This is a genomic window from Corynebacterium sp. HMSC29G08 (genome assembly GCF_001806875.1).
Classification (GTDB): domain Bacteria; phylum Actinomycetota; class Actinomycetes; order Mycobacteriales; family Mycobacteriaceae; genus Corynebacterium.
The window spans coordinates 1-564 of sequence record NZ_KV786249.1; the positions used below are offsets into that span (position 1 = coordinate 1).

A 564-nucleotide genomic window follows, 5' to 3' on the forward strand; every position below is an offset into this window, starting at 1 on the left:
CCGGCTTGTCCGGCTCGGTCGTAGTGTCGTCCCAGTCCGGGTTCTTCTCGCCAGCGTTCGGGTCCTTTACGGTCACCGTGAAGTCGTCGGTGTCAACCGAGTTGTCCGGGTAGGTCACCTTCACCGGGACGTCGAGCTTGGCACCCGGCGCAGCGTCTGCCGGCGGGGTGACAACGATGGTCGAACCATCGCTACCAACCTCGACCTTCCAGCCGTCGGCACCTTCTGGAACCTCAACCTTGGAGCCCTCCGGCAGCTTGTCGCCCTCGTTTGGAACTTCAACCGGGGTACCCGGAGTGGTTTCCTTGTCCTTCCAGTCCGGATCCGTCTGATCCGCAATGGTCTTCGAAGGCTCCGTGATCTTAACGGTCACTTCATCAATGACCTTGTCGTCCTTGTCCTTGACAGTGACAACAATCTCGTCACCTGGCTTCGCGCCCTCCGGCGTTACCGTGATGGTGCCATTCGGCTTCAGCTCAGCCGTGCCCGGACCGTTTGTCTCAACCGTGGTGCCCGGCTTAACCGGACCACCCTTGTTCGGCAGATCAACCGGCTTGTCGGGCT

Annotated in this window: 1 protein-coding gene; it reads right to left on the reverse strand. The window is 61.0% G+C overall.

Features of this window, described 5'->3' with window-relative positions; all coding sequences use genetic code 11:
* A partial coding sequence (locus HMPREF3101_RS12125) for a Rib/alpha-like domain-containing protein (RefSeq protein ID WP_210386180.1) occupies positions 1-564 on the reverse strand: 564 nt, incomplete at both ends.